The organism is Nocardia vinacea, from assembly GCF_035920345.1.
GTDB classification, from domain to species: domain Bacteria; phylum Actinomycetota; class Actinomycetes; order Mycobacteriales; family Mycobacteriaceae; genus Nocardia; species Nocardia vinacea_A.
The window spans coordinates 2,178,482-2,201,742 of record NZ_CP109149.1; the positions used below are offsets into that span (position 1 = coordinate 2,178,482).

The following is a 23,261-nucleotide window of genomic DNA, read 5'->3' on the forward strand; positions in this document are numbered from 1 at the left end:
GCACCGCCTACCCCGGCCGAGTGGCCGCGGCGACCAGCACCGCATGCAGTGTTTTCGCTTGGACGCCCGCGTCGTCACCGCGCAGCACTACCTCGGCGAACGCGGCGCCGAAGGCCCGCCTCATGTCGAATCCGCCTGGGGCCGTGGCATCCCCGGTCAACTCGGCACGCCAGTGCTGGTAACCGCGCACCACCTCGGCGAGTGTGCGAGATTGTCCCGGCTCCCGGCGCAGGTACTCCGCGAGCAGGACACGCTGCGCCTGCCTGCGCGCGAGACCGCCACCGGCGCCATCGAGCGCCCGGCCGAATTCACCTAGCGTGGCCGCGTAGATCCGCGGCTCGGCGTCGGGTTCCGCTTCCCTCGGCTCCTGCGCGGTCGGCTTGTCGAGAGTGATCGAGCGAGCCGCGCTCCGGGAGTCGTCCGGTTCGGCACTCCACCGCACCGGGCCCGATTCGGGGCCGAGTTCTGCCACCGCGACCACATCCAGGGCGATCACTGGGTAGTCGGTAAGCACCCGATCCACCGCGGCCACGAACTCCCGAACCGCCGACACCTGCAGGCCGGGAGTATCGAAACCGGCCACACGCACACCGTGGTGCTCGGCCAACGTCCGCGCCAGCCACCCGACCATGGGATCGGAAACCGGTCGCCCGTCGGAACCGCGCCGATCACGCCCGCGCTGCGGTTCGTCGGCGGGCTTGTTCGATCGCGGCGGGGAACCGTAGCGAGGGCTCGGGGAACTCGGCTGGGCACTCGCAGGCGGGCCGGGTGTCCGGGGCGGTTGCCCGGTCCACGGGGTGTCTCGCCGCCCCATATCGACCGCTGGCCGCGGTCCGGCGGCCATACCCGGCAACCGGTCCGCATTCCGGGTGGCGGACGGGGGCAACACCGGGGAGGACGGGGGCAACACGGACGAGGGCCGCCGACCGAAGTCGCCGACACGGTCGCCGGATTTGGCACTGTCCTCTCGGCCTGCCCGATCCGACCCCTGGCCTGTCCGATCTGCAGGATCCGGGCGCCGCGGACCATCCTGCGGCGTGGACCGCCCCGAGGAAGCGTCCGGCGACCGCGGACCACCGGGCGCGGATCGTTCGGTGGGCTGCGCCCGGTCCGTGGAATACGGCTGACCTGCCGCTGCCGGAGATGTTGCCGCGGGATCGTATGTCACCGGTGAGTCTGTACCGGCGAGCGCAGGCGTGCCGCCGGGGCCGTCCGGCCGCTGCGGAGCCGTCTCGCCGATGTTCGGGTCCATATCCCCGGCTGCGGTGCCTACCTGGCGGGCAAGGTCGGCGTCCTGCGCCTCGAATTGGCGTGCGGCGTCGATGATTCCGGCGGCTGTGCCGTGCAGGCTGTCCTCCATTGCTCGCACATCGGCCAGCAACTGATCGGCGTGCGGCCTGAACTCCTTGGCGAACGCGAGGCCGATATCGTCGTCGCCCCAGCTGCCGTCGGACTGTGCCAGGCAATCCCGCAAGTTCGCATAGGTCTGCCCTACCCGGTCACCGAGTTCGGCCAGCCGCGCTCCCCGATCTCGCAGACTGTCCGGATCCAACCGAACTTCACTGTTCACGTCCCCACCCCGTCGGTCGGACTCGGCCGCCGCTACGCATCCGGAACCGTCGCTCGAAATCGGTGACGAACACCGACAGCGGCACCGAAGAGGTAGAGCGCTCCACGACGCCATCGTCAGCGACATAGAAAACCGCACGGTCCAAAGCCATTTCACCGTCCGGTATCGGCGAACGCACCAACCAGCCCACGCTGATGCGATCGGCCCGCAACGTCGACAACGAGTATCCGGTGGTGTCGTAACTCCGCTGGCGGATGTGATCCCGGACGAGATCGAGCGCATCCGCTTCGCGGATCCCAGTGACGTGATCGGCAACCAGATCCGCGAGCATCAACTGGAATAGTCCACCGTCGATGTCGACTCCGTCGCCATCGCCGACGACCTGCATCATCGCCCCGCGGGTCACCGCGCCCGCCTGCGCCGCCAACACCAACAGTTCGGTGGCTTGCGGGCTTTCACCCGACCGGTCGCCCAGCAGGCTGCCGACAACTCCCGCAACCGTCGAGACCGTCCACACCGCAGGCAGCGCCGGTGCGCACTCCGGGATCGGATCGGATTCGCCCCGATACCATCGGCCAGCCTCCCACCAGTAACAAAACGACAGCAACCCGGTTACCGCACGCGGATTGAGCACCGGGTCCGCCACCCAATCCGGCGCTCCCGCAAATAATTTCGGCATTGTGCTACTCCCGTTGTATGCGGCGTCCAAGACCGGCGCATCCCATACGCCGCCCGACAGCACCGCCCGGTCACCGGGCAGCAGAACCAACGTCGAGCCGCTGCGGCGCGCACTTTCGAAGATGCCCACCGACGGACCGATCCGCGGCCCCCGTCCCGACCCCACTGCCACGAAGGCCGCGGCAAGCACCGCCCACCGGGCCCACAACACCGCCAGCTCCGGCAGCTCACCATCCACAGCCACCGCCCGCACACCCGCACGCCGGTCCGCACGCATCCCGTCCACGGCAGCTTGCGGCGGCCTCGACTGGCGTTCACCGCGCCCGATATATGCCGCCAACCACACCGGCAACCGACTGCGCGGATAGCGTTCCACGTCAGCCAGATAGGCATCCGGTGCGAACAACTGCTCACCGGGGAACGGCCCCTGCGCACCTTGATCGGCGACGACTTCGACACTGTCCGCGTCGATGTGCACCAGCAAACGCCACCACGGCCCATCTTCCGAACCCGCGGACAGCCGCCGATGCCGACGCACCATCTCCCACACCGCATCCGACACCTGGTACCGAATCGACTGGTTGCCATCGTCGACCATCAGCAGCGCCGATTCGGCGACCACGGTCATCGCGAACCACGCCTGCAACCGTTGCCACCCGGGCGGGGCAAGCCCACGCAGCCCATCCGCGATCAGATCAGCCGATACCGCGAGATCTTCACCCCCGGAACTGGTCACCGCACACTCCGACATGCTCGGAACCACGCATATGCCAGGACCTGAGACGCCGACCCGTCACCTCGACTGTATGGCGCGGCGGTTCGCCTCGAGGTCCTCGAAGCCGTCCACGCCCGGCTCCGCGCCGGGCACATACGTTTGGGCGAAGGTCCTTCCGGGTTCTCGTCGCCCCAGCACTCCGCTTCGTGGGCGAGGTCAGCGTCCGCCATCCGTGCCGCTTCGGCGAGCTGGTGCAGCTCCAGTCTTAACGTGCGCAACTCATCGGGATCGACCCGCAACGGTAGACCCACATGATCTCCCTTCGGAACCTCTGCCCGCGCGTGATGCCAGCCAGCCATGTCAACATGCGTGACGAGGACCCAAGTTCTATTCACATCAGTTGATAATCGTGATTGCAACACGCCCGGCGTTGTCTGTCAACGGTCGTCAAGAGATAATGGTTCGCAACCATTCCAGTTGACGGGAAGGCGATCGGTGGACGAAACAGCCACGACGTTGGCGTCGAGATTGACCCATCTGTTCGACGTGGTGCGTAGGCCGGACGGTCGCGAGTTCAGCAACGAGGAGGTCGCCACCGCGATCGCTCGCGACCAGGGGGTGAAGTTGTCGGGCTCCTACGTCTGGTACTTGCGTACCGGTCAGCGGGACAATCCGACCTTTCGGCACTTGAGCGCGCTGGCTCGATTCTTCGGGGTTCCGCCTGCGTACTTTTTCGATGATGAGACCAGTCGCGAGGTCGATGCCGAGTTGGGCCTGCTGGCTGCCATGCGGGACGCGGGGGTGCGTGATGTGGCGCTGCGTGCGGCGGGCCTGTCTGCCGAGAGTCTGGCGGCGGTTACCGACGTGATCAACCGTTTTCGCCGATTGGAGCGACTACCCGGGGGCTCGCCCGGCGACCAGTAACACGCGAAGAACTGCGACCGAGCAAGGACTGCCATGCGGACCAAGGGCTCGGCACAGTCGTGAAGTGACTGCGTGACTTGCAGTTTCGACCCTGCACTGCATTGCGCTCCTCTATGACCAGATCGTGTCGGTGGATCGAGGTGTCAGACCACAATCGGGTTGTCGGGAGCCGCGTTGCTGACGGGCTCGACGGTGGTGAAAACCGGAGTCGTGCGCGAGGCCGCCAAGTATGGGGTGCCCTCGGTATATCCAGTGCCACTGGCACCGCCGAGCATGCGCACTGCGAGTCGATAATGAGTGGTGCGCCAGCGGAGCAGAGCGGCCGAGAAGCTTGCCATCACTTCTGCCAGCCGCTCCAGTTCGGATCCGGCGATGTCGCCCGAGCGGCTCGCACCGGTGTAGGCATCGTCGAGCGTGCATTGCTGACCGGCGAGAACCCGGCCGCGCACCTCGGGCACCGAGTGGTATGCGGGCGAGTCGACACGCTCGGCGTCCGGACGCCGACACAGCGACTCGACGAGCTTGTAGCTTCGCGACTGGATCGCGCTGGCTCCCTCGGTAAACTGACGAAACGTCCTGAAGGACTCGACCTGCATCGTGGCAAGCATCGAGAACAGCGGTGCCGCCTCGCACAACGCAGTCGTCGAGTTGCTGATGAAGTAGACCGCTCGGCTCACATCGCCGACCGCCAGTGCTGCCACGGCACCGCGCAGATGCATGGCCAGAAGTGTGAAGGTTGTTTCGAAGGTCTGCAGCACCCGAATAAACAGGTACTCGTCGTGCATGGTGTAGACGGGAAGGATACTCAGCTCCACCACACGCCGCTCCGCGAAGGACATATCGGCGTGCACGAGTGCGCTGACTTGCTGCGCCCGGTTGACTGGCTCGTCATCGGTCGACTCGCGGTCAAGTGCCAATCGCGCCAGCGCCGGCTGGATCGCACGCAATCCATGCCGAATCCGCTTGTCGACCACATTACGTGGCGGACGCATCGTCGGCAGCACTGTGGTTCGGCCCTGTATCGCGGCTAGTTCGAAGGCTAGAACATCCGCGAGAAGTTGCACCGTGCTCCGATCACACCGAGACCGCGCGAAAAGCGCCTGCTCTATCGGGTCATCGATGACGGGTAGCTCGAGCAGCCGCAGCGCGAGGTAAGTCGGATAATCATGTCGGTTGTCGAGTTTATCCAGCGCACAGTCCAGAAATGCGGCAAGGACTCGTAATGGGGGCCAAGGACCACCGAGCCGGGGCAGTACCGCGCGGGCCTGGTCGAGCAGTTCCAACGTGTCGGTGGGCACGAAGTGCTTGCCGACACTGTGATACCCGCGTAGGACTGCATCGTATGGAAATCGTTCGGCGGTCGGCACACGTAGCCACGACATGAGTTCATCGGTGGACATCAGAACCTTTCTGTCGATGCAAAAATTCAGAACGTATTCGGATGTCGCGCAGTGCTGCGCATAGGGCGGTGATGTCCTCGACATTGCTGTAGTAATGAAATGACACCCTTACAACGTCGTGACGGGGGCTGACCGCGATGTCATGTCCAGCCAATTGGCGACCGAGTTCGGCGGGGTCGGCGTCGATAATTCCGATATGTGCGCCACGACGCTCCAGCGGGACGGCGCGCACACGCTCACCTTGTGCGCTCAATTGCGCGCGAGCCAGTTCGCCCAGTTGCCACACGTGATTGCGAACAAGTGCGAGATCCAGCTCACCGACAAGCTGCAGCCCCGCCACGGCGGCATAGCATGCCGGCACGGCCGGTGTACCGGTTTCGAATCGAGTCGCCGATGCCGGGTAATCCAATTGAAAAGAGTTGAAAGCATACGGGTCGACTCGCCCGAACCAGCCTGTCAAAGTCGGCATGTGGTCGGAATCTTCGGGCGCACGGGCGTAAAGGAAAGCGAGGCCGGGCAAGCCGAGTAAGTACTTCGAAGTACCCGCAACGAGGAAATCGCAGCCGAGGCTTCCGACGTCCACGGGATCCACACCAACCGCCTGATAGGCGTCGACGAAGACTTCGGCACCGGCCGCGTGCGCAGCTTGGACCACTTCGACGACCGGCAGCCGGACGGCGTGCTGATAACTGATCAAAGGCACCGAAACCAAGCGGGTCGTTCGGTCGATGAACGCTGTGAAACTATCCAAGGTATGACCGGCGTCTACAACCTCGGCGCCGCACTGCCTCTGGGCACGCCAGACATGGGCAATAGACGGAAATTCGGCTGTTGTGGTGACGATACGAGGGCGAGTTCGCCAGCTCCGCGTGGCGGCGACCTGGAAAGCGCCGATCGATGCGTTGGGAACTACCGCCACTTGGTCGACCCGCGCACCGATAAGTGCCGCAAACCTGTGCCGTGCCACACTGATCTGGTTCTCGAATGCCTCCCAACCCGCGCCCGCACGGGTCATCTCTTCCAGCATCCGAGCCAAGGCACGGTCTAGCTCCACCGAACGAGCCCCAAGGCTGCAAGTAGCCAGATGTACTGCGCGTTGCAACATCGGAAAGTGAGATCGGAATGCCTCAGGAGACATCGGCGGACTACTCATCTCCGAATTCCTGGGTAGAATCGGCATTCGGCTGCGCCATCGGCCCGGTCTCCGTAAGGAAACTTCTGATTTCCCACAATTCGGGAAAAAACCTGTGCGAGATCAGTTTGGTCAGCATTGCGACTGGCGTGCCCTGTGTCCCGGTGGCATGATGTCCGATCAACCGTGCGGTGATCTTGAAGTGCCGCACCCGCCACAAAGATACCCTTTCGTCCCATTCGATCAGCGCCTCGGCCAGGCGGTGTATTTCGGAGTGCCGCGCGGCCCGATAAACTTCGGCAAGGTCGATGCCCCGATTCTGTACGAACGTTGTGAACGATTTCCCGATAGTCCTGCTATCCCGCCGCACCGAAAGCCAGCCCGGAGAATCGGATCCCGAACCGTGGCCGAGAACGGTACGGATCGTTTGGAAGTCCCAAGGGGACAGATGGCGCATCATCTCCAACTGGTCGGTGATAAGCCCCATTGCCAGAGATGCTCGGGTCAACAATGCGATTGCGCTGTTCAGATCGGCATTATCGATATCCGCGGCCGCCTTGCGTAACTCGGCGCAGGCCAGCTTGAGCCACAACTCGGTCGACTGATGGACGATTTGGAATAGTAACTCGTCACGGTGCACGCGCTCGTCCGAGCGGCGCTGCAGATCTAGCAGTCGATCGGTACGCATGTAACGGGCATAGTCATTATCGCCCTCGCCACTCAATATCTGCTGGGAGTAATCCTTCATCGCAACACCTCGATGCGAAACACTGTCCCGATGCGTCGCCGACAAGGCTGATTTCCACCTGTTATTCTCCAGCCGATCGAGCCTGGCTTGTTGTCACCGGAAATCTGGGTAGCCATATCGACCCATAACGGTTGACCCACATGATCTCCTTCGGAACTCCCGTCCGCGCGTGATTCCCAACCGCACGTACCTCGACCGTCACCGGCGATATCGCACTGCGGTCGGTCCCCACCGGCCGCGGTGCCGGGGCTGTGCAGTATTCGGTGGACGGCCAGGGCCGTGGCCTCCTCGCGCCGGCGTCGAGCAATGTTGCGGTGAACCGAGGCCGCCGACGATCGGCCTCGGGTGTGGCTCCTGCCCACTGCCGGTTCGCTAGCGACGACATAACGCGTCTGCCAGCATGTCAACCTGTGTGAGTTGGACCCAAATTTGCTTCATATCAGTTGATGACGCTGATTATTGCCACGGCTGGCATGTCCTGTCAACGGTCGTCCAGGGATAATCTTTCGCAACCATTCCAGTTGACGGGAAGGCGATCGGTGGACGAGGCAGCCTCAACGTTGGCGTCGAGATCGACCCATCTGTTCGACGTCGTGCGCAGGCCGGACGGTCGCGAGTTCAGCAACGAGGAGGTCGCTACCGCAATCGCCCGCCACCAGGGAGTGAAGCTGTCGGGCTCGTATGTCGGGTACTCCGACGTGATCAACTGTTTCGAGCGCTGGGAGCGGCTGCCCGGCGGTCCGTCCGGCGACCGGTAGCGCGTGGAGGCTGCCATGTGGACTACAGATTTGCGCAAGCGCTGCGAAAGGCGCATCGATGTGCTCGGGCTACCGGTTCGTTTCGGTATCGACGAGGTGCGCCAGGGTCTGGCGAGACATGTGGGCAGACGGATCGAACTGATCCCGATGGCCTTGCCGCCCGCCAGTCCACTCGGATTGCTGATCACCGACGAGCACGGACATTCGGTCATCTACGAGGAGTCCGCCAGTCCAATTCACCGCCAGCAGATCATCTTCCACGAATTCGCGCATCTGCTCTTCGGTCACACTGGTCAGCCGATCGGCGATGATCGACGGCACTGCACGTTCGTGCACATCGCCCAGGAGATCCAAGGACAGGTTCTCGCCAGATCCTGCGGATCGACCGCGCAGGAGACCGAGGCGGAGATGACGGCGACACTGCTCCTGCGGCGCGCGCACCGCTCGAGCCAGCCGGTCACCGTCGCTGCCGATCCGGCGATCGCCGACATAGTCCGCCGCTTGGATAATTCACTGTGACCCCCGACCCGATTCTCCTGATCTTGCTCACGGCATTCGCTTGCGGCGCCGTCCTGGCCATCAAGGCTCGCGACATCATGCGGGACTCGGACAACGGGATGCACCGTGCGAGTGCGCTTTTCGTCGGCGCGATCCTGGCGACCATGATGATCTGGCTCGAATCCGATGCCATCGACCAGCACACCCATGTCCGGACACTTGGCATCTTGCTCAGTGACATCGCGGCGATGCTCGCGGTGTGTGCGAGCCAGATATGGTTCGTGTACCTCACGACCCGGATCGAGATCGCGCGCCGCAGGTCACCGCTGTGCTACGCGGGATTCGCTGTTGTCGTCGTCGCGATCGTCGCACTGTTCGCCGCGTTCCCGCCGACGTCCGCGAACGATGCCCGGTATCGGTATCTGTTCATCTGCTACGTCGGTGTCAGCGCCGTGGCGGCGGTCGTGTTCGGGTTCCGCTACGGCGCGCTCACCGCGAAGCCGTGGCTACGCATCGGATTCCGGGTAATCGCATTGGGCGGCATCGCCGTGATCGCGCGCCTGGCCTTCCTCGGCTACGTGCTCGTCGCCGCCGATCTCGGCCACCCACCCCGGCCGATATACGCCACCGTAGACGGCCTACTCACCGTGACCGGACTGCTCATCGTCATCACCGGTATGGCTCTGCCCTCGGGAGGTGAGTTTCTGGAGGCGCTGCTGCACGCTTACCGATGCCACCGAGCTGACCGACAACTCAGCGCGCTGAGCCGGCACCTGACAGCGGCCACCGGCACGACGAGCGCTGTGCCCCTGCCCGCCGGTCGCGAATGGAATCCTATGCGGGACGCTGAATTTCGGCTCTGTCGGCGGATCGTCGACATTCGGGACGCGCAACTGGCGTTGCGCGGGTATGCCGATCCACGGGCGCGGCAACGCGCCGCCGAGCGGTCCGACGCGCTCGGATTGCCGGTCAATGAGCGTGGCCCGATGATCGAGGCGGCCGTCATCGCCGCCGCGATCCAGGCGAAGCGGGCAGGCATACCGCCTCGGCACAACACGACGATGACCCTGTCCACTGAACATGGTGGCGCTGACACGCTGCTCGACGAAGCCAGATGGCTCGGACGTATCAGCCGGGCCCTGCGATCTTCGGAGATCGTACGTCAGAACGCTGAGGTCTAACCCCATAAGGGTTGGCTGACACTGTGGCGAACTGCGGTCGATGGGACCACATCTGCAAAGAAGGACCGGTTTCGGAGTCGTCACCTAAAGAAATTGCTGACGGCCCAGATCTGTGACGACAGGTCTTATTTGTCACCAGCCGTAGCCGCCGACCATGGCGTTCGGTGAGTGTTGCAGGCGACGGTTGTCACCGATCACAGGTTGTTTCTGTCACCGAGACGGACCGAAGCACGGTGCCGCCGTTACCTCGAACATCCGGAAATGCCGATTGCACGGCGTTCTGGGCGCTGATGTGGTGTGACGGATTGGGCTTATACGCAGGCCCCGTCGGCGGCATCGCGGATTCCGGCCTTCATCGCGACGCGGTCGTCCTCGGAGGTGTTGCTCCACCTCGGCGACTTCGAGGCATCCTCGATGACTCCCTCAGCGGCCTCTTCGGCAGTCCATCCGGGTTCCGCGTCGGCGAGCCTTTTGGCCTCGGTGAAGAAGTCGAGCCAACCCAGACAGGTCTCCCGTCGCAAGCCTGCGCCGCCGGGAATGAAAGTAGCCGGGCCCGGCACCGTAGCGTCCGGGCCCGGCACCGTAGCGTCCGGGACCGACGACTCGCTCGCTGGTGCTGACACCGGCGCGCTCGGTGCGGCCGGAGTGGTGCTCGACGAACCGCATGCTGTCAGGACGACAGGCGCGAGCACGGCAGTAGCGATGACGGCGGCACGAGCGGCCACAGTGTCCCCCGATCGAGTTGGTCTGGATCCCGGGGATGCTAGCCGATCACGAATACTGCCGCCCCGGCGATCAATTCCGTGGTGGGCAATCCTGCGGCAGTCAAGACCTGTCAGGCGGTGCGTCGAAGTCGGAGGTTGACCGGCTGTATGGGCGGCTCGGATTCCGGTCGGGTGCATCAGGTGTCTACCGGTTCGATTCAACCGACTGGCCCGCGGCGCCAACGCACGGTAACTAGCCGCTGGGCGCGCGTTCTTCCCGGTGACAGATACAACTTGCATGTGACAACTACGACCTGTCGTCACAAGATCTGTTGTTGCTCAACGTGCAACAGACATCAGTGTCGGTGCCGGATGCCAGTATCGGGCTATGGTCACCGTCGAGAATGTGCGCGAACTAGCGCTCACCTTGCCTCGCTCCTACGAGACGCTCGTGCGAGACCGCATCAAGTTCCGCGTCGGGCGGATCGTCTATATCGCATTCTCCCGAGACGAAACCGTGATGGGCTTCGCCTTTCCCGAAGCCGAGCGTGCGACGCTCATCGCCGCCGAACCGAAGAAATTCCGGCTGCCACGGCCATCGGATCAACGCTACAACCGGGTCGACTGCTGGATGGTCGGGATCGACGAGCATGAGATGCGCGAATTGATCGTCGACGCCTGGCGGATGGTCGTACCAAGATTCCTGCACGACCATCCCAGCACCTCCGTGACCACGCGCCACCAGGAGTGATTGAGGCAGCGGCCCAGCGGCATCGTTGTGATCGAGCGGACGGCATGGCGTCTCTGTCCAGCCAGCCTCGTGGTGTCCGCACCGTCGTTCCCCACGCTGTAGACCTCGTTGATCCCAACTCTGTTCAGCTGCTGGAGGTTTCGTGCCTGGTCCGCGGATGACATCGATCGACAGAATGTCGAGGCACCGCCGAGCGCATGTCGGCCTGGACCATCTGTCGTTCAGCGTGGAGACGATGGCGGACCTCGACGAGCTCGAGGAACGACTTGCCAAGGCGGGCGCCGAGTTCACTCCGAAGCGAGAGCTACCTTTCGGCTGGTTGCTGGGCTTTCGTGACCCAGACCATATCGCGCTGGAGGCCATGCTCAGCCGGTAGCCGCCGAGGGCGGCGGCCGGTGCCGGCAGGCCATGTCGTCGGCGAACACCGGCCGGCTGCGCTGCCGGGCTGACCGATGAGGCTGGACTGGATGGAAACCAACCTCGGATCGCAGAGCTTTGTCACGGAGGGGGCGGGTGGTCCTCCGTTGACTCCCGCCGACCGAACGGAAACGTCGGGGCGCAATGTGGTGAGCCGACCTGATGTTACGGCGCCGACAGCAGCACGCTACTCTCGGCATCCATGGCTCGCGCATCGTCCCGCGCCGAAGCGTAGAAGTCGAGATGCGCCGATGCCGCTGTGTCCCAGGTGAATTCGGCTGCAAGCGCTCTGCCGCGGTTGCGGCGGGCGGTATCGGGGACAATCGCCGAGGTCATCGCTTGGGCCATTGTTTCCGGGATCGAGGCATACTCGATCGCGTCTGCGAAGATTTCGCGAAGTACCGGGAGATCACGGGCGACCACGGGTGTTCCAGCGGCCAGGGCCTCCATGGCCGCCAAGCCGAATCCTTCCTTGGTGGACAGGAACGGCAGCACCGAGGCGGCGGCGACCAGCGCGGGTAGTTCGGTGTGCTCGACGGTGCCGAGTATGACGGGCTCGATGCCGAGTTCGGTCGCTCGCGCATCGAATTCGGCTCGATATCGGCGATAGTCGAACAAGGTCTCGCCGCCCGCGATCACCAGCTGTTGCTCGGGTGCGTCTCGTACGAATCCCGCGAATGCCTCCAGGAGGTCGAGGCTTCCTTTGCGTGGTTCGATGCCGCCGACCGCGAGCACATACGGGCCGAGCCGCTCCCGCCAGGCGGCGCGCCGCGTGGACTGGATCGCTCCTGTTCCGGCGGCCGCTGCGAATCGTTCGTATTCGACACCGTTCGGGATGACCGTCGGCTCGAAACCCCATCCGGCCCTGACCTCTTCGGCGACCGCGGCCGATACGCAGATCCGGGCGTACGGCTGCACGATGGCCCGCTCGTGGCAGGCCGCGAGCTCGGGGGTGGTGAACTGGTCGAGATGATGGATGGTGCGGATGCAGTGCCCGACCGCGTTGGCGCTGATGCAGTCTTGCGCGTGCACGATGTGGTAGTCGCCGGGCCGGAATGCCTTCCGCAGCACCTTGATCGAGCGGATGATCCGCTGTCCCACCGTTTCCGAGGCGTTCGCCTCGAACGGAACCACCTCGAGGTGCACGCTCGGATCGACCGGACGGAAGAACGCGCTGTCGCCGCCGCGTCCCAGCGTCCACACGGTCACCTCCGCGCCGGCCCTGGCCAGCGCCTCGGCGAGATTCAGGGTGTGCACGACCCCGCCGCGTGGCTTGGTGGAGTAGGTGAGCAGCGCGATGCGCATCAGCGAGTTCCCTTCTCGCGCAATAGATTGTGGTAGGTGTCGACGCGTCTTTCGTCGAGGTGCCGCAGGGTCCGGCGAGCCCGCTCCACCTCCCGCTCGATATCGATGTCGGCCACTGCCAGCCCACCCTTGGACCAGGTCTTCGCCAAGATGTCGCCGCCGGGGCCGACCACCTTCGCCTGGCCGAGGAAGCGCAGCGAGCCGGTGACACCGGTTTGGTTGGACGAGGCGAGCACGACCTGGTTTTCGGCGGCGCGGGCCATGTCGTAGAGGTCGAACAGCCGCGCCTGGCGGTCGTTGGGCATCCGCGAGGCGCGGTCGGTGACGCTGGCCGGCCAGGCCGACAGCGCGCCGATGATCTGGGCGCCGTCGAGAGCGAGGGTGCGAGCCGATTCGGGGAAGGTTTTGTCGTAGTCGATCAGCATGCCCAGCCGACCGACGGGAGTGTCGAACGCGGTGAAGGTGTCCCCCGCCGCATAGGCGAGGTGCTCGCCCGCGGGCTGATGCACCTTGCGGTGGTGTCCGAGGACGCCATCGCCGGTGAGACAGCTGGCCGCGTTGTAGCGTAGCTCGCCGTCCCTCTCGGCGTATCCGACGCACACCGTCATCGGGCCCGCCATCGAGCACAGCATGCGTAACTCCGGCCCGTCGGGATCGATCGGCTCGGGCAACGGCCCCACGGTCGGGTTGCGCAGATCACCGATATAGCCACCGAGGGTGGCGTCGGGCAGCACCAGCAGGTCGACTCCGTCCTGGACGAGCCGTTCGAAGATGCCGTCGAGTTTCTCCAGCGCGCGGCCGATATCGCGGCCGAAGTGCCCGGCCAGCGCGGCAATTCGTGTGGTTCCCATCGAGGCGATACCTACGCCGCCGCCGATTCCTGGACGCGCAACGCGATTTCGTCGGCGAGGAACTCTGCGTCCCGAGCGACGGCCGCGAATCGGCCCGACCCCCAGGTGTGCAGCCACGGCAGGCCGAGGAAGAACAGGCCGGGCGCGGTGGTGACGCCGCGGTTATGGCACGGATGGCCCTCGCCGTCGAACACCCCGGCGCGCAGCCACCGGTAGTCGGTGCGGAATCCGACCGACCACACCACCGAGGTGATGCCGGTGTCGGCGAGATCCAGTGTGGTGACCTCGCTTTCGGGTCGCCACACCGGGACGTAGCGCGGTTCTTCTGGCGCGTCGATGTTTTCGCGCGCGATGTAGGCGTCGATCGAGTCCTTGATGCTCTCGGCGACCGCGTCGGCGGAGTCCAGTGACCTCTCGAGCGTGGGCGCGAACCGCAAGGCAGCACCGTCGAAGTCGAGCATCCTGCCGTAGAGCGACATACCTTCCAGGGCGAACTGGCGCAGGTCGATATCGCGGCCACCGTCGCGACCGGTCACATAGTGGTTGGTGTTCTCGCGCTTGCCGAGCCCGCCCGGCTGCTCCTCGATCGGCAGATCGTAGTGCCCCATGTCCTGCAGCCAGGCCACGCAGTCACGGCCACGGTAGAACCGCGCCACGCGCGGGGCGTCTCCAGCGACCAAGTGCACCTTGCGGCCCTCCAGGTGCAAATCCTCAGCGATCTGCGCGCCGGACTGGCCGGTGCCGACCACCAGCACCTCCCCCTCGGGAAGGTCTGTGCTGCTGCGGTATTCGCACGAATGCAGCTGCGTGATCGATGGTGGCAGCTTCTCCGCGTACCGCGGCACGATCGGTTCCTGGTAGCCGCCGGTCGCGACGACGACCTGGCTCGCGCGCAGCGGGCCGTCGGTCGTGTCGATGTCGTATCCGCTGTCCGCGGCCGGCCGGACGGAGGTGACCGCCACCCCTTCCCGGACCGGCGCGTTGAACACGTCGGCGTAGCCACGGACGAACGCGTACACCTCGTCACGTTTCATGAACCCGTCCGGGTCGGGGCCGTCGTAGTGGTATCCGGGTAGCACGCACTGCCAGTTCGGTGTCACCAGCGTGAAGTTGTCCCAGCGGCTGTCGAGCCATTCGTGGGCGATGGTGTCGCGTTCGAGCACGATGTGGTCGATGCCACGGCGGGTCAGATGCCAGCTGATGGACAAACCGGCCTGTCCCGCGCCGATGACCACGACCTCGCGTTCGGTGATCATCGTTGCCCTCCAACAGTATTCGAGTCGACCAGCGGCGGTGTCATCGAGATGACGCGAGCGACTTCCGATGGTTGGAATTGTGCGGCTGTTCGCTCGATGGTGGCCAGCTGATCGGCCGCGGAAGTGCAGTAGTAGCCGAACTTCGCGCGCACCCGCTCGCCGGCCTCGTTCAGGGCCGCACGCGTGCGAGCGACGAATTCGGCGACGGGATAGGATTTTCCGGCCTCGAGGTGGTCGTGCATCACCAGTGACGGCGAATAGCATGATTGGCTGGTCCCATTCGGCCACTCGATCACGAAGGTCATCTCAGGCATGAGCCGACTCCAGGTCCGTCGAGGCCGCCGTCGGCTGTCCGACGACGTCGTATTCGCGAATAACGCTGTGGTACAGGTCGGGGCGACGGTCACGCAGGTTGTACATGCCGCCGCCACGGGCCAACCCGAGCACCTCGGCGACGTCGACCGTCGCGGTGGCCAGCCCCGGCTCGACGCCGGTGGTGGCGAGCACATCCCCGCCGGGCCCGACGATCTTGGCGCTGCACACGAACCGCAGCGATCCGAAGGTGCCCGCCTGGTTCGAGGCCACCCACACCAGCTGGTTCTCCACCGCTCGGGCCTGGTCGAAGATGTCGAAGCGCCGCTTCCACCGATCGTCTTCCAGGTTCGGCACGGTCTGCGTCCGAGCGGTCGGCCAGGCCGACAACGAGGTGATGATCTCGGCGCCATCCAGCGCCAGCGCCCGCGCGGCCTCCGGGAACGCCTTGTCGTAGCAGATCTGCATACCCATCCGGCCGACCGGCGTATCGAATGCTTTGTACTCGAAACCGGCGGCATAGCAAAGGTTTTCACCGAGCGGTTGATGAACCTTGCGGTAGGAGCCGAGGATGCCGTCACCGGACAGGGTGACCGCCGCGTTGTAGCGGGTTTCTCCGTCGGCCTCGCAGAAGCCCAGGGTGATCACCAGATCGCCTGCCATGTCGACGACTCGGCGCAACTCGGGACCATCCAGCGCGAGTGCGGGCGGGAGTGCGCGCAGTCTGCGCTGCTTGGCCTCCTCGGACTCGTCCCCACCCCCCAGACTGGGCAGGTAGCCGCCGAGGCAGGCTTCGGGTAGCACCAGCAAGTGGCTGCCGCGGAGGCGGGCCTGCTCGATGAGGCGGGCGATCGTGCGATAGCCCTCTTCCATATCGCGGCCGAACTCGGCGGCGGCGACGGAGATCGTGAGGTTCATGATTCTCCCAATCCGGTCACGGTGTTGTGCACCGAGCGTGTAGTGATGCCGTCCGGCCAGCGCAGCCGGACACCGGGAGTCGAGACGAGTCGCCCGCAGACCGCCGAGGTAGCCGGTCCCGGCGGCGCGATCGGCGCACCGGGCCGGTCCGCGGTGATCATCGCGAAACCCGGGAAACAGGTGAGCCATTCGGCGAATGCGACGGTGTCGGGTCGCGGGATACGCGCAACATCCAGCTCGGCTCCGAGGCCGCTGGCCTCGGCGAGCATGCCGCAAGTGCCTGCCAGCCCGGCCATGCTGACATCTTTGGCGGCAGCCGGGGCGGACCGCGCCACGAATCCGGCCAGTGCCCGCAGTTCCGCACCGCTGCGTCGCGACGTGGAATCCCATTGCTGGCCGTGGTATCCGGGCCGCCAGCCGCCCGAGAGATCGGCGGTCAGCCGCAGCTCATCACAGAGCCTGCCGCCACCGCCGCGCACCGGGGCGGCGGCGCGGCCGAGCGCCGTGACCGACAACGATGGCGGCACCGACACCTGTGTATGCCCGCCGAGTACCGGCACATCCCAGGCCTCGGCGGCACGGGCGAGCCCGCGGATCACCCGGGTCAGCAGTGAGTGGGTCGGTGCCCCGACCGCGTCGAGCAGGCCGATCGGGGTGGCGCCCATGGCCGACAGGTCGTTGATATTGACCAGGACCGAACACCAGCCCGCCCATTCCGGATCACGTTCCACCATCGACGGGAGGATGGCGTCACATGCCGCGATGAGGTCGCTGCCCGGTACCGGGACACCGTCATCCCCGCGAAACCCCTTGCCGCCGAGACCGAGCGGCGATCCGCGCAGCGGCGCCAGCGTCTGCGCGAGCAACGCCTTGGTTGCGCCCACCAACCGCTGCACCCGGTCGATCGGCCACCGCATCCAAGTGTGCGCGACGCCGCCGATCACCCTGTCGCCGAGCGGGATCCAGCCCAGGCGGGCGAACATGGGTTCATACCGGGTCTGCACGGTGGCCTCGAACCGCAGCACATTGTGGCTCTCGGCGTAGGCACACGCGGCCACTACCAGGGCCGGGCCGACCCCGGCGGCGCGGCGCAGCCGATCCACCACCAGCCTGCTGCCGGTCCACCACCCCAGATCTTCGTCGGTCGCGGGAGCCAGGCGCACGCCGCCGAGGACGACGCCGTCGGGATCCAGCGCAACCAGTACCTGGGTGCGCGGATCTTCGTCGCTGTCGTCGTTGTCGCTGCCCGTGAACAGTCCTTGATCCACGACGAATTCGGCACGCCGCAGCGTCCGGTAGGCGGCCAGTTGCCGCCGATCGGCCGGTTGGATAAGGAAATCCGTTGCGCTGGAAGTGTTTACCGACGCACCGGCGAGCAGGCACAGGTCGGTCCTTTCGTCACCCAACCACCCACCGAGGAGCTCCCCGCCTGCCCGCCCGCCGAGTTTCACGCCGGCCTGCCTGTCGCCCGACCACCGTCCCGCGAGGAGCGTCGCGCTGTCCGTATGGCTATTCATCTTCAGCCGCCCGCATTTTGCAGCACACTGCACGCCCCGCAGGCGGCGCATCCGGCGCGCTGGTCCGCACCGACCATCCCGGCCCGTTGCAATTCCTTGGCTACCCGATTGGTGACGTCGGCCAGCAGCTGCGGCGTCGGTGCGGTCGCACCGTCCGCGTCGACGGCCAGCGTGCCCGCCAGCGGCCGGAACGGCACCACGAACGGATAGACACCTATATCGATGAGTTCGGCTGCGCCGGAGACCAATTCGTCTGGGTTCTCGCCGAGCCCGACCAGCAGGTAGGTCGAGACCTGATTGCGGCCGAACACCCGCACCGCCTCTGCCCAAGCCGCCCGATATTCGCTCAGCGGCACCGTCGCCTTACCCGGCATCCACCGCTTGCGCACCTCGTCATCGAGCGATTCGACGTGGATGCCAATGGAATCCGCGCCCGCCTCGCGCAACTCGGTGAGCACGTGCAGATCGCCGGGCGGCTCGCACTGCACTTGAATCGGTAGTTCCGGCACGGCCGCCTTGACCGCCCGCACGCAGCGAGACAGATGCCGGGCGCCGCGGTCTTTGGCCGCCGAGGTTCCGGTAGTCATCACCATCTGCTCGACCCCGTCCAGGCGGACCGCCGCCGCCGCGACCTCGGCGAGTTGGTCGGGCCGTTTCACCGCGATGGTGCTGCCCGCGGCCAGCGAGGCCTCGATGGCGCAGAACCGGCAGCGCTGGTCCTCGCCGTAGCGAATGCAGGTCTGCACCACCGTGGTCGCCAGTACGTTCGAGCCATGTAGTTTGGCGATCTTCTCGTAGGACACTCCGTCGGCGGTGGCCAGGTCGTAGAACCTGGGCCTGCGCACGGGCTCGATCTCGATGCCCATATCGGTGCCGGAGCGCAGCAGCCGGTTGCCCGCCACGACGAAGGGGCTGTCGGAGCGGATCGGAACGGCGGCGCCGATGCCGTCGATGAGTACATGGCCGTCGTCGCTGGGACCCGCACCGGAGCGGCGCCCCACCGGCACCTCGGCGCGCACGCCGAGCAATGCCAGATCGACTCGTGTGGACAGACCTGTCATCGGGTCACCTCAGAGCTGATAGGTGGAGTTGATGATGGCGCCCTTGCGCGCGTAGTGGATCAACGCGTCCTGGACATCGAGCGGGTGTGCCGGGATGACACCCTCGATGAGGTCCTCCTCGCGTGCACCGTGCAAGGCGAGCCCGAATCGGCACGCGAACACCTTGCCGCCCTCCTTGATGAAGGTCGCCAGCGCCTCATTGATGTTCTGCTCACCCGGGAAACCGCTGTCGCCGGTGGTCGGAAAGCCCCGTGTGGCAACGGCATTGATAGCGCCGGGACCGTAGAAGTAGATCGCCGAATCGAAGCCCTTGCGCAACGCCCTGGTGGCCTGCAGGATCGCCACGAAACTCACCGACGACTCGTGCGCGATGCCATGCACCAGGGTGAAGTAGGTTTCGCCCGCCTCGGCCTGATAGTCGGGGAAGATCTTCGTCGCACCATAGATATTCGTGCCCTTCGGCAGCGCAGGGTGCGGGATCTCGGCGAGAGACTTCTGAATGTTCTCCTCGATGGCCTTGTCGATCTCGGCGATGGTGGGTGCGGACACGGTTCCTCCTGCGATGTGTTGACGGCGCCCCAGGCTTCGGTCTCGGGCCGACTCCCGGTTCGGGCCAAGCGCTGCTAAATCCCTTACTGCTGCGATTCGCAGCGTTCGGATACGAGAATTTCACGCGTGAACCATTGCCGAATGGTTTCTTCCAGAATAATTAGGCGTTATCCGAACCTCACCACACTCGAGACCGACCATCATCGAAATACGTTCGCCTGCAACATATTTCGATCACTAGCACGTGAGAATGTCTGGACCCTCGGCAAGCGACTTTACACCGCGAAACATATGCCTGCGTTTCACCAGAAATGAATTAACCACCAGAACACCGCTTCGCTCTGCGCCGTCACGACACAGGAACTTCCCGGTAACAATGAACTCCGAGATATTACCGATGCCGGTCTCCGCCGCGCCCGGTCAACTGATCCGCAGCAAACACACCTCGTCGCACTGGACGACCGGAACAAGCAGGACGCTTCCTCTCGACGACCACACAAAGCGTCGAGCACGGCCGACAGCGCCCCGCAGGGGTGGTCCTACGTGCTAGAGCTTGTTGATCTGGGCGGCCGTCAGCACAACGATCTGGGGGATCTGTTCCAGTTCGGCTTGGGCTATGGCCTTTTCGGCTTGTGCTGTGTTCATGGCCACGGCCAGGGTGAGAAAGGCGATGCCTGCGATGGCGGTGCGGTGCCGCGTCAGTTCGGTCTCTGCCGTGCTGATCTTGGCGCGCAGCATCTCGCGGCGTTGGTTGCCGTCATCGTGGTTTTGTGCATCGACCGACCGACATCGCCACCCTGTGATCACGGTTGCGCTGGTTGAACAGCCCGCTCAGCCAGTCATCGAACATTGTAAGGAAAGTGCGGCAGTGACGAACCGGGATAAATAGACCAAAACTGGTCTGCCTCTTTGGTTGGCTGGCAATCTTTTGCCTGAGGTGCCGACCCGAAGGCGAGATCCTTCCGCGGTTGGCGGAAGCCGGTTTGTCCTCGTCATGAGCATTTAGAATCGAGGAGATCGCGGCCGGTGGGTCGTGTGTCTATTTCTCAGCTTGGATGGAGCTTTCAATGACGGAATCGCTTGCCGACCTTTCTCCGCGCGCAGTCGCCAATTGTGATGTGGCCGGCGACCCACGGCTGGCCGAATTGTCGATAACCGCGTACCTGCAAAAGCCGCGGTCTGTCGCGGCGTGTGATATCGCTGCGGCACCGGCCAGCTTGGAGTCTGCGATGGTTTCCAGGTTGCGTAATGTGCCTGGAAAACCGGTTGTTCTGTAGGAGACAAGCGGCGCTCTCGGAACAACCTCGAAATGACAGTTAGACTTCTGAGCCTGCCGTGGCTCGAGCCGCGGCAGGCCCCGCTGGGCCTCGCAATTGTTCAGCGTCACATCAGTGATATACCGGTCGACAGCAAAACATACCACCCAAACATCGATTTCTACCTCTGGATCAGTGAGCGGTATGGTCCCGCCGCGGCGGAGTTTGCATATAGCCATGACGAGGTCGGGGAAATTATATGCGGGCTGTTGTGGCGAGCGTTGTCGAGTACCGATTTCAGTCGCGCTCAGACCCGTGGCGATATATTGCGGGCGATCGACGGCCTGGATCTTTGCCCAGCGGACGATAGCATGCCGGCTATCGAGGATGCGCTGGAAGCGTCCGATTTTCCGAAAGAATTCTTCTGGGCTCTCGCGAATGAATTTCGCACATTCACTACCGACTACTTCGGTAAGTATTTCATCGAACAGTGTACGATTGTCGGATTCACGCTGACGATCGCCCAGACTGCGGCATCGTTGGCGTGGGCGAAAATCATTAAGATACTCGCACCTGATGTGATCGTCGTGATGGGTGGAAGTCAATGTGAAGATCCCATGGGCCTAGCGCTTTTCGATGCTGTCCCCGATATAGACATCATGGTTCGAGGTGAGGCCGATGCGAGCCTGACTCCCCTGTTCAAGGCATTACATGAATCTGATGTCCGCCAGCCGATCGATCTCAGTGATATTCCCAATCTCGCATGGAGAGATCGAATGGGCACTGCTCATTCTACCCGCCAGTCGGCGACCTCGATGAGTGACGTGAAGTTCCCCGACTATGGCGATTTTCGTGCCGCTTACAAACTTTTCAGATCGATCACGGGAGTCCCGGCCAACTTCTATGTCGAAGGTTCGCGCGGGTGCTGGTGGGGCGAACGGCGCCAGTGTACGTTCTGCGGCATACACTCGAATGCCATTACCTTCCGTCAGAAATCTGCTGGTGAAGTCCTCAAGGAAGTGGAACGCATACTTCGAGAGCAGCGGACCAGTCGTGTTGTTTTTGCGGACAGTATAATGTCGAATGAACACATGAGCGATCTTCTGCCTGCACTCGAGCAGCTTGCGGACCGATTCAATGTAGAATTCTTGACCGATGTGAAGAATAATCTACGCAAAGAAAATATTTATGCGCTCGCTCGCGCAGGCTTCGCAATGCTCCAGATCGGTATCGAAAGCTTTTCGTCGAACCTGCTCAAACGCATGGAAAAAGGCAACTCTGCGCTACAGCATGTTCGTGCTATCAAGTGGTGCGCCGAGGCCGGTATCTTTCCCTATTATCATATACTCACGCATGTAATCGGTGAATCGGTCGATGATTACGAGATATCACTGAAGTATGCCACAGCAATCAGTCATCTTCCTCCTCCAAGTGGAGTGTTCCCAATCGAGCTGAACCGATACGCGCCCTACTTCGAGCAATGGAAGTCTCTCGGATTCGACAGGCCGAAACCCGCCCTGTTCTACGCGGCAATGTTCGGCAATTCAGCCCCTGACCTGGAAGAGTTCGCCTACAGATTCAGGGGTCAGCACCCCTCTACGCTGACAGACGACTTGGAAGCAGCGCGCACCGCATTATCGGATTATGTAAAGCATGATTGGCCTTCGCGATACGATGAAAACTCATTCCTATATCGCGTAGGGCTCGACCATGTTGAAATCTTACGACGTGGACAGGACCCTTTGAACTTACTACTCGAAGGTCCGCAAGCTGATCTCTTCCTCGCTATAGATGGAATCCGCGCAAAATCGGGTCTCCTCCGAGATTTTTCCGGGAAACTGAACGATGACGAGCTTTCTCGACTCCTCGGTGAGTGGGAAGACTCCGGTGTAGCGCTATCGGAAGGTGGCCGATACCTCGCCCTGCCGGTACGTGAGCTCCGGCTGCGTCCGTCGCACGTGATGACTTCAATGCCCACGCTCTCGGTCACGAGGGCATAGTGGCGTCGCCTTTGCCGATATCTACCACGGCTTACTACAGTGACCGTGCGCTGGCGGAACTGCTGAGCAAAAGCGCCGGAAAAATATTGGACGTACCATACGATATCGGCAAACGTATTGTCAGCATGTGCCCCACCGCAGAAGTGGGACGCAAACGCATGGTGTTCGCGGGCGCAACCAATCCTTTACCGCTGACAGGCGTAGCCCTGCCTGGGCTCCATATCATGGAACTCGACATCAATCGATTGGTCGACCTCACACAGCTACTGGCTGTAGCCCTCCCGCCCGAGCATCCGGATCATCAGGGAAATGCTCTCCAGGCAACATCGCACCTGACAGAGCTGCTATCGGGAGAAATCGTTGGCCCGCTGCACGATGCGAGCTCAATTGTGATTGATCGCAACGGCGATGTAGTCGCCGCATTCGTGGCAAATCTACGCAATTCGATTCCAGAGCTGTCGGGGATCTGGCTGGCCTATCTTCTGCGGCACCCACGGCTGCGCGGCAGTGGCGTAGGCACCTGGTGCATGAACGCAGGGTTGAAATCGCTTCGCACTCGGGGCTTCCCTGCGATCAGATTTGCGGTCAGTGCCGACAACCCGGGGCCGGCATCATTGTTCCTCGGTCTCGGCTTCGAACCATCGAGTCGTCGATGGACGGTGCGAATCCCGTGACCCGGGTGGTAGCCGCCCCGACGGGGCGCCACGGCCTCGGTGGCCTCGGCCGGCGGTATGTCGTGTTGGCGTGTCGATTCATGCGG

23 protein-coding genes are annotated in these 23,261 nt (G+C 63.8%); 8 read left to right on the top strand and 15 right to left on the bottom strand.

The features are described 5' to 3' along the window. Positions 1-7: 7 nt before the first annotated feature. Together OIE68_RS10250 and OIE68_RS10255 are read right to left on the bottom strand one after the other, a co-directional pair. Positions 8-1,570 (bottom strand): hypothetical protein, encoded by a 1,563-nt coding sequence (locus OIE68_RS10250; protein ID WP_327099141.1) that lies wholly within the window; start codon positions 1,568-1,570, stop codon positions 8-10. Beyond that, positions 1,560-2,984 (bottom strand): hypothetical protein, encoded by a 1,425-nt coding sequence (locus tag OIE68_RS10255; RefSeq protein ID WP_327099142.1) that lies wholly within the window; start codon positions 2,982-2,984, stop codon positions 1,560-1,562. The genes OIE68_RS10250 and OIE68_RS10255 overlap by 11 nt, the downstream gene beginning before the upstream one ends. A 474-nt stretch (positions 2,985-3,458) precedes the next feature. On the opposite strand from OIE68_RS10255, the gene OIE68_RS10260 reads away from it, so the two are divergent. Then, positions 3,459-3,887 carry an XRE family transcriptional regulator gene (locus OIE68_RS10260; protein ID WP_327099143.1) on the top strand — a complete coding sequence of 143 codons (429 nt, stop codon included), beginning with the start codon at positions 3,459-3,461 and terminating at the stop codon, positions 3,885-3,887. 143 nt (positions 3,888-4,030) lie between these two features. Here OIE68_RS10260 and OIE68_RS10265 read toward each other — a convergent pair whose 3' ends face one another. The 3 genes from OIE68_RS10265 to OIE68_RS10275 form a co-directional block, all read right to left on the bottom strand. Then, positions 4,031-5,287, bottom strand: coding sequence for a tryptophan 2,3-dioxygenase (locus OIE68_RS10265; RefSeq protein WP_327099144.1), 1,257 nt, complete (start codon positions 5,285-5,287; stop codon positions 4,031-4,033). Continuing rightward, on the bottom strand, positions 5,274-6,314 hold the full coding sequence (locus tag OIE68_RS10270) for an aminotransferase class V-fold PLP-dependent enzyme (RefSeq protein ID WP_327099145.1): 1,041 nt from the start codon (positions 6,312-6,314) through the stop codon (positions 5,274-5,276). The genes OIE68_RS10265 and OIE68_RS10270 overlap by 14 nt, the downstream gene beginning before the upstream one ends. Positions 6,315-6,432: 118 nt before the next feature. Next, complete coding sequence (locus tag OIE68_RS10275) at positions 6,433-7,167, bottom strand: tryptophan 2,3-dioxygenase family protein (RefSeq protein ID WP_327099146.1); 735 nt, start codon at positions 7,165-7,167, stop codon at positions 6,433-6,435. A gap of 539 nt (positions 7,168-7,706) precedes the next feature. Between OIE68_RS10275 and OIE68_RS10280 the strand changes: the two genes are divergently transcribed. From OIE68_RS10280 to OIE68_RS10290, 3 genes are read left to right on the top strand one after another with little or no spacing between them, the layout of a single operon-like run. Then, complete coding sequence (locus OIE68_RS10280; protein WP_327099147.1) at positions 7,707-7,925, top strand: hypothetical protein; 219 nt, start codon at positions 7,707-7,709, stop codon at positions 7,923-7,925. A gap of 15 nt (positions 7,926-7,940) precedes the next feature. Then, entirely contained in the window at positions 7,941-8,444 is a 504-nt protein-coding gene (locus tag OIE68_RS10285) for a hypothetical protein (RefSeq protein WP_327099148.1), read from the top strand. Next, positions 8,441-9,604 (top strand): MAB_1171c family putative transporter, encoded by a 1,164-nt coding sequence (locus OIE68_RS10290; RefSeq protein ID WP_327099149.1) that lies wholly within the window; start codon positions 8,441-8,443, stop codon positions 9,602-9,604. The genes OIE68_RS10285 and OIE68_RS10290 overlap by 4 nt, the downstream gene beginning before the upstream one ends. Positions 9,605-9,915: 311 nt before the next feature. On the opposite strand, the gene OIE68_RS10295 is transcribed toward OIE68_RS10290, so the two are convergent. Further along, positions 9,916-10,227, bottom strand: a complete 312-nt coding sequence (locus tag OIE68_RS10295; RefSeq protein WP_327099150.1) for a hypothetical protein — start codon at positions 10,225-10,227, stop codon at positions 9,916-9,918. A 469-nt stretch (positions 10,228-10,696) separates the two neighbouring features. Between OIE68_RS10295 and OIE68_RS10300 the strand changes: the two genes are divergently transcribed. After that, positions 10,697-11,059: an MmcQ/YjbR family DNA-binding protein gene (locus OIE68_RS10300; protein ID WP_327099151.1), complete on the top strand. Its 363-nt coding sequence runs from the start codon at positions 10,697-10,699 to the stop codon at positions 11,057-11,059. A 157-nt stretch (positions 11,060-11,216) separates the two neighbouring features. Further along, positions 11,217-11,435, top strand: coding sequence for a VOC family protein (locus OIE68_RS10305; RefSeq protein ID WP_327099152.1), 219 nt, complete (start codon positions 11,217-11,219; stop codon positions 11,433-11,435). A gap of 206 nt (positions 11,436-11,641) precedes the next feature. On the opposite strand, the gene OIE68_RS10310 is transcribed toward OIE68_RS10305, so the two are convergent. The 9 genes from OIE68_RS10310 to OIE68_RS10350 all read right to left on the bottom strand — a co-directional run bounded on the left by OIE68_RS10310 (position 11,642) and on the right by OIE68_RS10350 (position 19,983). Then, the gene (locus OIE68_RS10310; protein ID WP_327099153.1) at positions 11,642-12,781 is read right to left on the bottom strand and encodes an MSMEG_0565 family glycosyltransferase; all 1,140 of its coding nucleotides are present in this window, start codon (positions 12,779-12,781) and stop codon (positions 11,642-11,644) included. Next, entirely contained in the window at positions 12,781-13,632 is an 852-nt protein-coding gene (locus OIE68_RS10315) for a carbon-nitrogen hydrolase family protein (RefSeq protein WP_040700669.1), read from the bottom strand. The genes OIE68_RS10310 and OIE68_RS10315 overlap by 1 nt, the downstream gene beginning before the upstream one ends. A gap of 11 nt (positions 13,633-13,643) precedes the next feature. Next, a complete protein-coding gene (locus tag OIE68_RS10320) occupies positions 13,644-14,888 on the bottom strand; it encodes an MSMEG_0569 family flavin-dependent oxidoreductase (protein WP_327099154.1) in 1,245 nt (414 codons plus the stop codon). Beyond that, positions 14,885-15,202 carry an MSMEG_0570 family nitrogen starvation response protein gene (locus tag OIE68_RS10325; RefSeq protein WP_327099155.1) on the bottom strand — a complete coding sequence of 106 codons (318 nt, stop codon included), beginning with the start codon at positions 15,200-15,202 and terminating at the stop codon, positions 14,885-14,887. Before OIE68_RS10325 ends, OIE68_RS10320 begins: the two co-directional genes overlap by 4 nt. Continuing rightward, positions 15,195-16,118 carry a carbon-nitrogen hydrolase family protein gene (locus tag OIE68_RS10330; protein ID WP_419150694.1) on the bottom strand — a complete coding sequence of 308 codons (924 nt, stop codon included), beginning with the start codon at positions 16,116-16,118 and terminating at the stop codon, positions 15,195-15,197. The genes OIE68_RS10325 and OIE68_RS10330 overlap by 8 nt, the downstream gene beginning before the upstream one ends. Further along, positions 16,115-17,635 carry an MSMEG_0567/sll0787 family protein gene (locus OIE68_RS10335; protein ID WP_327099156.1) on the bottom strand — a complete coding sequence of 507 codons (1,521 nt, stop codon included), beginning with the start codon at positions 17,633-17,635 and terminating at the stop codon, positions 16,115-16,117. The genes OIE68_RS10330 and OIE68_RS10335 overlap by 4 nt, the downstream gene beginning before the upstream one ends. Positions 17,636-17,637: 2 nt before the next feature. Beyond that, complete coding sequence (locus OIE68_RS10340; RefSeq protein WP_327099157.1) at positions 17,638-18,696, bottom strand: MSMEG_0568 family radical SAM protein; 1,059 nt, start codon at positions 18,694-18,696, stop codon at positions 17,638-17,640. A 9-nt stretch (positions 18,697-18,705) separates the two neighbouring features. Continuing rightward, positions 18,706-19,230 (bottom strand): MSMEG_0572/Sll0783 family nitrogen starvation response protein, encoded by a 525-nt coding sequence (locus OIE68_RS10345; RefSeq protein ID WP_040700719.1) that lies wholly within the window; start codon positions 19,228-19,230, stop codon positions 18,706-18,708. Positions 19,231-19,791: 561 nt separating this feature from the next. Beyond that, positions 19,792-19,983 carry a hypothetical protein gene (locus OIE68_RS10350; protein ID WP_327099158.1) on the bottom strand — a complete coding sequence of 64 codons (192 nt, stop codon included), beginning with the start codon at positions 19,981-19,983 and terminating at the stop codon, positions 19,792-19,794. Positions 19,984-20,554: 571 nt separating this feature from the next. On the opposite strand from OIE68_RS10350, the gene OIE68_RS10355 reads away from it, so the two are divergent. Together OIE68_RS10355 and OIE68_RS10360 are read left to right on the top strand one after the other, a co-directional pair. Further along, positions 20,555-22,501: a RiPP maturation radical SAM C-methyltransferase gene (locus OIE68_RS10355; RefSeq protein ID WP_327099159.1), complete on the top strand. Its 1,947-nt coding sequence runs from the start codon at positions 20,555-20,557 to the stop codon at positions 22,499-22,501. Next, entirely contained in the window at positions 22,501-23,175 is a 675-nt protein-coding gene (locus tag OIE68_RS10360) for a GNAT family N-acetyltransferase (protein ID WP_327099160.1), read from the top strand. The genes OIE68_RS10355 and OIE68_RS10360 overlap by 1 nt, the downstream gene beginning before the upstream one ends. Positions 23,176-23,261: the final 86 nt, after the last annotated feature.